The sequence below is a fragment of the Haladaptatus sp. SPP-AMP-3 genome (assembly GCF_049568665.1).
GTDB lineage: Archaea > Halobacteriota > Halobacteria > Halobacteriales > Haladaptataceae > Haladaptatus > Haladaptatus paucihalophilus.
Genome location: NZ_CP145897.1, coordinates 983,239 through 992,474, shown reverse-complemented (window position 1 = coordinate 992,474; position 9,236 = coordinate 983,239). Strand labels below are relative to the sequence as shown.

Below are 9,236 nucleotides of genomic sequence, written 5' to 3'. Positions count from 1 at the left end.
ATACAAAACATGTGGTGGTCGAATCGAACTCCTTACCTAGGAACGGCGAGAAGTTTGGGACATGTCCGACGCACTCGTCGCCGAGAACGTTCGGAAGGAGTACGGCGATACCGTCGCACTGGACGGTGTTTCCCTCTCGGTCGGCGCGGGCGAGGTGTTCGCGCTCATCGGGCCGAACGGTGCGGGCAAAACAACGCTCATCCGGTCACTGACCGGGACGACGACTCCCGACGGTGGGAGCGTCTCCGTCCTCGGTGTTCCGCCCGGTTCCGTCGAAAAATCGCGGGTCGGCCTGTTGCCACAGTCGTTCGACCCACCGGCTCGCCTCTCGGCGCGGGAGCTCGTCGCGTACTACGCGGGACTGTACGACGGTGCTCGGGACCCCGACGACGCGCTCGCGGACGTGGGGCTTTCCGACACCGGCGACACGTGGTACGAGAACCTCTCCGGGGGACAGCAACGCCGGGTGTGCGTGGCCGCGACGCTGGTCAACGACCCCGACATCCTGTTCCTGGACGAACCGACGACGGGAATCGACCCGGCGGGACGCCGCGCGCTCTGGTCGCTCGTCGAGGACCTCGCGGCGGGCGGGACGACGGTGTTCCTGACGACTCACTACATGGCCGAGGCCGAGCAACTGGCCGACCGCGTCGGCCTGCTCGCGGACGGCGAAATCGTCGCCGTCGGCACGCCCGAATCGCTCATCGGCGAACACGGCGGTGAGAGTCGTCTCGTCGTGGAGACGGCGACACCGAGGACTTCCGTCGAGATGGGGTACACCGTCGAGGAAACCGAATCCGGGCTGGTCTTCGACGGCGTGACGCCCGCCGACATCGGCGAGGTCGTTTCGGATTTGAACGCGCGTGGCGTGGAGTACGAGTCGCTGACGTGGACCGAACCCGACTTGGAGGACGTGTACCTTCGACTGACGGGCGCGTCGCTCGGCCCGGAGGCGACGAGACGCGCTGGCGAGGCCGCAATTGCCGGAGGTGACCGATGACGTCAGTCGGCCGCGTCCGGTCGGAAGCCGGTGCGGCGTGGCGGTCGTTCCTCCGCCGCCGCACGGCGGTGTTCTTCACGTTCTTCTTCCCGGTCATCCTCATCCTCATCTTCGCGGTGCTGGTGCAGACGAACCCCGGTTCCGGCGGGTCCGGCGGCCTCTTCTCGAAACCGGCGGCGTACTACCTGCCGGGGTATCTCGCCGTCGTCGTGCTGTTCACACCCCTCTCGCGCGTGGGGAGTTCGGTGTCCCGCCACCGCGAATCCAACCGCTTCGAGAAGTTGGCGACGACGCCGCTCACCCGCTCCGAGTGGTTGTTCGCCCACACGCTCGTCAACGTCGTCATCATCGGACTGGCGGGCATCATCATCCTCGCGCTGATGGCGCTCGTGACGAACGCGGGCGTCTCGTTCGGCGCGTTGCCCCTCGTCGCGGTGTTCATCGCGCTCGCGGTCGGGTTGTTCTGCGGCCTCGGCGCGCTCCTCGGCAGTTTCGCCGGGTCGGCGGACGGCGTTATCGCCGCCAGCAACGCCATCGCCCTCCCGCTCCTCTTCCTCTCGGACACCTTCGTCACGCCGGACCTGCTGCCGTCGTGGTTCCAACCGGTGATGAACCTCTCGCCGCTCACCTACTTCGCGCGCGGCGTGCGGATTCTGACCTACTCCGGCGGGTCGAGCGGCGGCGACTTGGTTGTCCTCGCGGTGCTCGCGGTGGCGTTCTTCCTCGCCGGGGCGTACGCGATTCCCGAGACGGACTGAGCGGTTTCTGTTTGCGTTTCTACACGACCGAAACGAATAGTATCGACCAGCAAGAACCGACGGTATGGTCAACGGTCCCTCCTCGCCGTCGAGAGTTCGTCGCTGACATCGACTCGTCGAACACTACACGCCGGACGGCGCGCTCGGGCGCTTGCTCCTCTCGACGGGTTCCGGGTCGCTGAGCACGTTCTTTTTCTTCTTCGCTGGCGCCAGCCTGACCAACACCGGACTGTTCGGGATTTTCCTCTTCTTCCCGCTCCTCATGTCGATAAGCCTCGGTGCCCTGCTGTTCACCGCAGTCGTCCTGTGGCCGGTGTACCTCTCGCTCATCGGAAACGTGGAGTCGGCGGGCGCGTATCCCGACTCGTCGGTTTCGCCGTCTTCGTCAGTCGGGGACTCCGACGACCGAGACGACCCCGTGGAGATACTGAAGCGCAAGTACGCCGCCGGGACGGTCTCCGAATCGGAGTTCGAACGGCGGCTCGAAACGCTCCTCCAGACGGAGGGGTCACCCGCACGCTCCGACGGACGACGCCGCGAACTGGAGCAAAACTGAGCGCCGACGGTGACCGCCTTCGACCCGAATCAGTTCGTTTCAGTCCCCCGCTTTTCTCTCCGATTTCCGTCCCGGCTCCCCTCGATTTCGGTGCGGCGACTCCAATCGTCGAGGTCGAAAACGTGGACCCCCTTGTACCGGAGCAACTGCGCCGCCCGTCCGGCCGCCTCATCGCTCGGGAATTCGATTTCCGTCTCGTCGTCGTCGCTCTCCCGGGTGTGGATGAGCCTGAGTGTCGGCTCCTCCGTTCCGCCCTCGCCGTCCCGTTTCCCGTTCGCCCGCTCCCGTTCGACCTCGCGTATCGCGGAGAGCGGTATCGTCGAATCCCGGCGGAGTCGCGAAATCGACCATCGAAGTCCGATGACGGCGACGAAAACGACGGCGAGCGAGACGATGGTCCCGACCGAGAGCAACCGGTCGGAGAACCCGAACACGTCTCGAACCATGTCGGCGAAGGTTCCGATCGTGAACAGCGTCGTCACGACGTACAACCCGCGGCGAAGGAGACCTCTGTCAGTCCAGTTACCGAGGTACTCCTCCCGGAACGCGCCGCGCGGAGTCGTCCGTATCCTGACTTCGCCGTCGCGGACGACGAGTTCCCCGCGGTCGATTCGGACGCTATCGTCCCGCGTCATTCGTTGGCGTCCGGCCCGTCCTCCGCGGTAGCGTCCGCGTCCGCCACCGCGTCTGACTCGGTTGTCGTCTTCACGTCGTGGAGTTCGACCATCGCGGCCGTGAGTTCGTCCACGATTCGTTCGCGGTCCACGGTGTCGAAGGCATCGAGGATAGCCCGCGCCTGTGCTGCGTCCTCGGCCTCGGGTTCGCCGTCGTCATCCATCGGGCGGGAGTACGGGCGTCAGCGATGTCACTGTTTTCCCTACCGTTCGAGCCGATGAAAACGTGGGTCGGGCGGGTTACGCCGGAATCGTCCAGCCGTAGATGTGATTGAGCATGACGTAGGTGATGACGCCGAGCGAGAGCGAGAGAATCCACGCCGAGGCCGCGATTCTGCCGACCTTCGCGTGCGCCGTCTCGCGGAGTTCGGCGGGCGTATGGGTGAGTCCGAGCACGAGGGCGTACAGCACGACCGGAACGGAGACGACCGAGAGGACGATGTGAATCGCCAGCATGATGAGGTAGGCGTAGTAGACGATTCCCTCCACGAGGATGTGTTTCTCGCCGCCGCTCCCGCCGACCTTCGTGAGGTAGAGCGCGAGGAAGACGAGGATGAGGCCGAACGACGTTATCATCGCGGCGCGGTGTTTCTGGACTTCGCCGTTGCGAATCCAGTACCAACCGAGAGCGAGCGAGACGGTCGCCACCGTGTTGACGACCGCGATGGCGTCCGAGAGCAGGTTGATGGTTCCCCGTCCGATGGACGGATAAATCGGCAGGATGCCCGCGAACGTCCCGAGAACCAGAACGTACCCGATAACCGAGAGGACTGCCGTCACTTTCGCCGGACTCTCCCGCGCTCGTTGTCGCGCGCTCGCCGTAGCCATGGTCGGCGATTGGGACCGCCGGGGTAAGGTGGCTTCGCTTCGTTCCCGGTCGATGGGACTCACGTTGGTATTTTCGAGCGCTCCGAAGGAACTATGCCATCTCGAATAGTATCAGTACATATCAATGTCCTCCTTCGATAGGATTCCCTCCCCGCGTGCTCTGTTGTTGCTCCTGTTCATGGGAATGCTCGCCCTCGCGGCGTTCGTCGGCCTCACCGATAGCGACGCGGCCCGGAAACTCCTCCGCGTGTTCGTCCCGGTCGCTGGGGTGCTGTTCGCGGTCAGCGTCGCCCGAGACGCACAGTCGCGCCCGGAACTCGCCGCGGTCCTCGTGCTCGGCGCGTCCTGCGTCGTCGGCCTCTTCCTCGAACTCGCCGGTGGCGGCGTCTTCTCCAACCTGTACGTGAACGTCGCCATCATCGGGAGCGGCCTCGGGATTCGAGCGACCACGTTGCGACGCGAGAGGAAAGCACGTCCGAAAACCCCGACGAACACGGACACCGACTTCTGGGACGACCCGAAATCGGCGCTCCCGGACGCGGAGTCGGTGCTCATCGTCGCGCTCATCGCCGTCGGTACGGTCGTGTTCCTCGACGCCTCGGGGTTCCACACGATAGCGAACATCGAGGAAGCGCTCCGTTCCGACCCGCTGGATTTCGTCTGGCCCGTCGCGCTGGCCGTGGGAGCGAAGGTCGTCTCGGTCCTCACAAATCGAGTTGAGGAAGCAGGGGTAGTCGGCGAGGAGTAATCGGTCACCGACACACAACAACCGGACTTGTTTTTTCGCAATTCGTTTTTCACATGTATTTCCGTTAAAGTGAAACCCGAACGCGGGGAAGGGTGGTGTATGAGCGCAGATCAGGAACAGCAGTCGATTCGCTGCCTCGTCGCCAAGGTCGGACTCGACGGGCACGACCGCGGCGCACACGTCATCGCGCGGGCCTTCCGCGACGCCGGATTCGAAGTCATCTACTCGGGACTGCACAACGCGCCCGACGAAATCGTGCAGGCCGCCGTACAGGAGGACGTGAACGTCCTCGGCATCTCCATCCTTTCGGGTGCACACGACACGCTCGTCCCGAAAATCGTCGAGGGGCTAAAGGAGTACGACGCGTTCGACGACACCCTCATCCTCGTCGGCGGCGTCGTCCCGGACGACGACAAGGCGGAACTCAAGGAACTCGGCGTCGCGGAGGTGTTCGGTCCGGGTACGCCGATGGAAGAGACTATCCAGTTCGTCCGCGAAAACGCGCCCGAACGATGAGCGCGACGCACGCGGACCTGCTTTCGGACCTCCTCGACGGGAAGCACCGGGCGCTGGCACGTGTCATCACGAAAATCGAGAACCGCGAACCCGGCTACCGGGAACTCGTCTCGGAACTCCACTCCCACACGGGCGACGCCGAAGTCATCGGCATCACCGGCAGTCCCGGCGCGGGCAAATCGACGCTCGTGGACAAGGTGGCGAACTACTACCGCGAGCGCGGCGAGACGGTCGGCGTCATCGCAATCGACCCCTCCTCGCCGTTCACGGGCGGGGCCGTCCTCGGCGACCGCATCCGCATGGCGAGCAACGTCGGCGACATGGACGTGTTCTTCCGGTCGATGAGCGCACGCGGCAGTCTCGGCGGTCTCTCGACGGCCACGTCCGACGCCGTGAAAGCCCTCGACGCGTTCGGCAAGGACAAAATCATCATCGAGACGGTCGGCGCGGGCCAAAACGAGATAGACATCGTGAAGACCGCCGATACGGTCGCGGTGTTGATGCCCCCCGAGAGCGGCGACAACGTGCAGATGCTCAAGGCGGGCATCCTCGAAATCGCCGACGTGTTCGTCGTGAACAAGGCGGACCTCCCCGGCGCGAACCGGACGGTCACGGAACTCACCGAGATGGTCCACATGCGCGACGGGCAACCCACGCCCGAGTTCGGCGACGACGTGGAGTACGACTGGGTGCCGGAGATCGTCGAGACGGTGGCGAAGGACGGCGAGGGCGTCGCGGAGTTCGTCGGCGTGCTCGACGAGCACTACGACGTGCTCGAAGCCACGGGGATGCTCGACGCGAAAGCGCGAACCAGATACGCCGAGGAGATACGGGCGCTCCTCCGCGAGGACGCGAACCGACTCGTCGCGTCCGAAATCGAATCGCAGGGCGGCATCGAGGAGTTGGTCGAAGCCGTCTTCGAGCGCGAGACGGACCCGTATTCGGTCGCCGCCGAGGTAATCTCCCCTGTCGAGGACTGCCTTCACGACTGATCGCTGGCATAACGGATAAACCCGTTCGCGTTCCCCTTTTAGGTATGAATCTTCGACGACTCGCCACGGCGACCGCCGGTGGCGTCGGTCTCACAGAACTCGTCAATCGAACGCTTGCGGCGCGTGCCGACCCGCTCGACCCGCCGCTGGAAGGGTATCAGGGAACCTACCGGTGGCGCGGGTTCGACGTCGCTTACACCGAGGCGGGCGACCCGGAGGCTCCCGACGTCCTCCTGCTCCACGGCATCCACGCCGCCGCGTCGAACAAAGAGTTCGACCAGATATTCAAGCAACTCGCGCGGAAATATCACGTCATCGCGCCCGACCTGCCCGGATTCGGCCGGTCGTCGCGCCCGCCGGTGGACTACACCGCCTCGCTCTACACCTCGTTCGTCGTGGACTTCGCGGACGACATGACGGACGACGCCATCTGTCTCGCGTCGTCGCTCTCCGGGGCCTACGCCGTGCTCGCACAGGTCGAGACGGGTGCGTTCTCCCAACTGGAGCTGATTTGTCCGACCGACGATGCCGGGGCGCGTCGCGGATGGCTTCGAACGCTCGTTCGCTCGCCGCTCGTCGGGACCGCGCTGTTCAACGCGCTCGCCAGCAAACGCTCGATTCGTCGGTTCAACGACCGTGACGGCTACTTCACCGAGGTGTCGTACACGGAGAAGGACGTTGAGTTCGAGTGGCAGACCGCCCACCAACCGGGCGCGCGGTTCGCCCCGGCGTCGTTCGTCTCCGGCTACCTCAACCCCGACGCCGACCTCGGCGACGAACTCCCGCGGGTGGACGTGCCGGTGACGCTCGTCTGGGGACGGGACGCGAAAGTCACGCCGCTCGAAGACGGGCAAGAACTCGCCGACGAAGGGGATACGCGCCTCATCGTGTTCGACGAGGCGCGACTGCTTCCGCACGTCGAACACCCCGGTCCGTTCTTGGACGTGCTGTTCGACGAACTAGAACCGCTCGAACTGCAGTAGGCGGTCGCCGTTCGTTTTCGATTCGCCGACCGTCAGCGACACCGACTCCCCGACTTCCACGTCGTCGGGTGCCACCGCGGTGACGCGAACCGGTCCGAAGTCGGCGATGGCCGTCGTGTACGGCGCGTCGTCCGCGAACGACGGCGTTGCGACGTGGATGACGGTGTACGTGTCGATGTCGCCCGTTTCGGGGAGCGGCGTGTCTTCGAGGTTCGTTTCGCCACACTCGGGGCAGATGCGACGCGGCGGGAGCGACCCGTGTCCGTTCGAGCATTCGAGGTAGTACGCGTCGCCCTCGTCGATTGCGTCCAACCACTCGTCGTAGCCGCTGTTTCCGTGTTCGTTCTCGCTCATTGTTCGACCTCCAAAACGTGAACAGTCGCACTGGCGACCGTGCCACCCGCGTTGTGGGTGACGCCGACCGTCGCGTCCGGTACGGCGTCGCTGTTGGGGTGGTCGCCGCGCAGGATGCGCGTCATCTCGACCAGTTGGCTGGCACCCGTCGCGCCGACCGGGTGGCCCTTCGCCTTCAGGCCGCCGGAGAGGTTGACCGGGCGGTCGCCGTCGCGGGTCGTTTCGCCGCGCCGCGCCGCACCGATTCCCTCGCCGGGCGCGTAGAAGTCGAGGGCTTCGAGCGCCAGCACTTCCGCGATGGTGAAACAGTCGTGGACCTCGGCCACGTCCACGTCTCCGCCGTCGATTCCCGCCTCCGCGTAGGCTTCCTCGGCGGCCTCCTCCGCCGCGGGCGAGCGGGCGAGGTGGTCGCGCCCCTGTAGCGCCATCCGGTCGCCGCCCTGTCCGGTTCCGGTGACGGAGACCGGCGCGTACAGGTCGTGCTCCTCGGCGTACTCGTCGCTGACGAGGACGACGGCGGCCGCCCCGTCCGTGATGGGGCAGGCGTCGAACAGGCCGAGGGGTTCGGCGATCATCGGCGCGTCGAGCGCCTCTTCGAGTTCTATCTCCCGCTGGAATTGGGCGTGTTCGTTCGGCACGGCGTTTTCGTGGTTTTTGACCGCGATGTGGGCCAAATCCTCGCGCGACCCGCCGTACTGCTCGAAGTAGGCCCGCGCCATCAGCGCGTACGCGCCGGGGAACGTCATCCCGGCCCGCACCTCGTAGAGGTCGTCGGCCGCGATGGCGAGGGCTTCCGTCGTTTTCGCCGTTCCGAGGTTGTTCATCCGCTCCGCACCGCCGACGAGGATGGCGTCGGCTTCCCCGTTCCGAACGTCCTTGACGGCCTGCCGTATGGCGACGCCGCTCGACGCACACGCGCTCTCGTAGCGCGTCGCCGGGGCGCGAACGCCCGCGGCCTCGGCCATCAGCGGCCCTTGGTGGCCTTGGTGCTCGGCCAGTTCGCCCATGAAGTTCCCGTAGTAGAGCGCCTCGATGTCGTCCCGGGAAACCTCGGCGTCGGCGAACGCGCCGTCGCTCGCGTCGGCGAAGAGGTCTCTGCCGGTCCGCTCGGGATGCTTCCCGAAGTGAGTCAATCCGACTCCCGCAATCCGAACGCCTGTCATGGGAGAACGTACGAGCGGCGCGGTTAAGAAAGCCACTCCTTTCGATTTCCGGGCGAATGGCAGAAATTTCAGCCGGTTGTCCATCGAACTTCTGTACGAACGGGCAGTTTGGTACCGACGAGTTCGCAATTAATTTTCGAAACCGACCGATTCGGCGGGGAATCGACAGTTCGTGAACCGTCGCGGGAATCGTCCGGCGTGCACACCGGTACCGTCGTGCACTTTTCGCGGTGTTAGCACGGCTTCCGAGCGGGAGACACGCGAGTCGCTCGTGGGTCGGAGAGGGGAACCGAGCGGTCCGGTCCCTTGGGCGACGCGACTGTGCGGGGAGGAGAGAGGGAGAAGCAGAAATCGGGTCGAACTATTCGACCGCGAGTTCGTCGGCGTGTTTGACGACTTCGACGGCACCGGCGTCGATGGATTCGGTGTCGAGCCAGTGGGGGACGTAGTTTCGACGTTCGAAATCGCCGCGTTCCTCTTCGGCACCGATGACGCACCACAACTGGGGTTCGTCCGGACCGTGCCAGTCGCCCTGACGGCTGATGGAGAAACATATCTGCTCCTCGTCGTCGTAGTCGATGATGGCGTTCTTGCGGATACCGGGGTCCCCGTGGATGATGAGCCGCTTCATACGAGGCGATTTGTAAGGCGGTCAATTAAGCGC

General features: G+C 65.1%; 13 protein-coding genes. 7 read left to right on the top strand and 6 right to left on the bottom strand.

Annotation, left to right across the window (positions count from 1 at the left end; all coding sequences use genetic code 11):
* The first annotated feature begins 61 nt into the window (after positions 1–61).
* From V5735_RS05830 to V5735_RS05820, 3 genes are all read left to right on the top strand, one after another.
* Positions 62–1,000 carry an ABC transporter ATP-binding protein gene (locus V5735_RS05830; RefSeq protein ID WP_007978220.1) on the top strand — a complete coding sequence of 313 codons (939 nt, stop codon included), beginning with the start codon at positions 62–64 and terminating at the stop codon, positions 998–1,000.
* Positions 997–1,758 (top strand): ABC transporter permease, encoded by a 762-nt coding sequence (locus tag V5735_RS05825; protein WP_423745492.1) that lies wholly within the window; start codon positions 997–999, stop codon positions 1,756–1,758. The genes V5735_RS05830 and V5735_RS05825 overlap by 4 nt, the downstream gene beginning before the upstream one ends.
* Before the next feature lie 151 nt (positions 1,759–1,909).
* On the top strand, positions 1,910–2,314 hold the full coding sequence (locus V5735_RS05820; RefSeq protein WP_423745491.1) for an SHOCT domain-containing protein: 405 nt from the start codon (positions 1,910–1,912) through the stop codon (positions 2,312–2,314).
* Positions 2,315–2,343: 29 nt separating this feature from the next.
* Here V5735_RS05820 and V5735_RS05815 read toward each other — a convergent pair whose 3' ends face one another.
* The 3 genes from V5735_RS05815 to V5735_RS05805 all read right to left on the bottom strand — a co-directional run bounded on the left by V5735_RS05815 (position 2,344) and on the right by V5735_RS05805 (position 3,816).
* On the bottom strand, positions 2,344–2,949 hold the full coding sequence (locus V5735_RS05815; protein WP_423745490.1) for a hypothetical protein: 606 nt from the start codon (positions 2,947–2,949) through the stop codon (positions 2,344–2,346).
* The gene (locus tag V5735_RS05810) at positions 2,946–3,152 is read right to left on the bottom strand and encodes a hypothetical protein (RefSeq protein WP_423745489.1); all 207 of its coding nucleotides are present in this window, start codon (positions 3,150–3,152) and stop codon (positions 2,946–2,948) included. The genes V5735_RS05815 and V5735_RS05810 overlap by 4 nt, the downstream gene beginning before the upstream one ends.
* A 76-nt stretch (positions 3,153–3,228) precedes the next feature.
* Entirely contained in the window at positions 3,229–3,816 is a 588-nt protein-coding gene (locus V5735_RS05805) for a DUF420 domain-containing protein (protein ID WP_423745488.1), read from the bottom strand.
* Between the two features lie 124 nt (positions 3,817–3,940).
* Between V5735_RS05805 and V5735_RS05800 the strand changes: the two genes are divergently transcribed.
* From V5735_RS05800 to V5735_RS05785, 4 genes are all read left to right on the top strand, one after another.
* A complete protein-coding gene (locus V5735_RS05800) occupies positions 3,941–4,564 on the top strand; it encodes a hypothetical protein (protein ID WP_423745487.1) in 624 nt (207 codons plus the stop codon).
* A 99-nt stretch (positions 4,565–4,663) separates the two neighbouring features.
* Positions 4,664–5,080, top strand: a complete 417-nt coding sequence (locus V5735_RS05795) for a cobalamin B12-binding domain-containing protein (RefSeq protein ID WP_423745486.1) — start codon at positions 4,664–4,666, stop codon at positions 5,078–5,080.
* Entirely contained in the window at positions 5,077–6,072 is a 996-nt protein-coding gene (gene meaB, locus V5735_RS05790) for a methylmalonyl Co-A mutase-associated GTPase MeaB (protein WP_423745485.1), read from the top strand. Before V5735_RS05795 ends, meaB begins: the two co-directional genes overlap by 4 nt.
* Before the next feature lie 44 nt (positions 6,073–6,116).
* Positions 6,117–7,055: an alpha/beta fold hydrolase gene (locus tag V5735_RS05785; RefSeq protein ID WP_423745484.1), complete on the top strand. Its 939-nt coding sequence runs from the start codon at positions 6,117–6,119 to the stop codon at positions 7,053–7,055.
* Here the strand turns inward: V5735_RS05785 and V5735_RS05780 are convergent.
* The 3 genes from V5735_RS05780 to V5735_RS05770 form a co-directional block, all read right to left on the bottom strand.
* On the bottom strand, positions 7,032–7,409 hold the full coding sequence (locus tag V5735_RS05780) for a Zn-ribbon domain-containing OB-fold protein (RefSeq protein ID WP_423745483.1): 378 nt from the start codon (positions 7,407–7,409) through the stop codon (positions 7,032–7,034). The two genes, V5735_RS05785 and V5735_RS05780, sit on opposite strands and share 24 nt — an antisense overlap.
* Positions 7,406–8,572 carry a thiolase domain-containing protein gene (locus V5735_RS05775; RefSeq protein ID WP_423745482.1) on the bottom strand — a complete coding sequence of 389 codons (1,167 nt, stop codon included), beginning with the start codon at positions 8,570–8,572 and terminating at the stop codon, positions 7,406–7,408. Before V5735_RS05775 ends, V5735_RS05780 begins: the two co-directional genes overlap by 4 nt.
* 361 nt (positions 8,573–8,933) lie before the next feature.
* The gene (locus V5735_RS05770) at positions 8,934–9,203 is read right to left on the bottom strand and encodes an HAH_0734 family protein (protein ID WP_423745481.1); all 270 of its coding nucleotides are present in this window, start codon (positions 9,201–9,203) and stop codon (positions 8,934–8,936) included.
* Between the last annotated feature and the right edge of the window lie 33 nt (positions 9,204–9,236).